This window comes from Vibrio sp. 1580 (assembly GCF_033340055.1).
The window spans coordinates 1-570 of the sequence record NZ_JAWOVT010000540.1; the positions used below are offsets into that span (position 1 = coordinate 1).

Below are 570 nucleotides of genomic sequence, written 5' to 3' on the forward strand. Positions count from 1 at the left end.
ATTTCATTGAACTTGCGGTTCAGCATGGATTAGATGCATTCATTTCTGGCGAAATTTCGGAGCGAACAACTTACACCGCTCGTGAGATGGACATCCACTATTTTGCTGCGGGTCACCATGCAACAGAGCGTTATGGCATCAAAGCACTTGGTAAGTGGTTAGCCGATGAATACGGTTTAGATGTCGAGTTTGTGGATATTGATAATCCAGTGTAGCGTGTATTTTTATCGTTAAAACTAAAAAGGGTTGAGACTTACATCTCAACCCTTTTGTTTATCTGATAACTCTAGTAACGATTATTCGCGCTCATGAAGCGGCGAAAATTCACGTTGCGTTTCGCCTTTGTAAAGCTGACGTGGACGACCGATACGGTTTAGTGGGTCGCTGTGCATCTCGTTCCAGTGGGCAATCCAACCAATAGTACGAGAAATCGCGAAGATAACCGTAAACATTGATACAGGAATACCGATCGCTTTCAGAATGATACCTGAATAGAAATCTACGTTCGGGTACAGTTTCTTAGAAACAAAGTATTCGTCAGAAAGAGCGATACGCTCAAGTTCCATTGCT

Annotated in this window: 2 protein-coding genes; one reads left to right on the forward strand and one right to left on the reverse strand. The window is 42.8% G+C overall.

Annotated elements, in window-relative coordinates; genetic code table 11:
• A partial coding sequence (locus R7093_RS27050) for a Nif3-like dinuclear metal center hexameric protein (protein ID WP_318147250.1) occupies positions 1-215 on the forward strand: 215 nt, incomplete at its 5' end.
• Between the two features lie 81 nt (positions 216-296).
• Here the strand turns inward: R7093_RS27050 and R7093_RS27055 are convergent.
• Positions 297-570 (reverse strand): citrate/2-methylcitrate synthase (locus tag R7093_RS27055; RefSeq protein ID WP_318147251.1); only part of this gene is annotated, 274 nt, incomplete at its 5' end.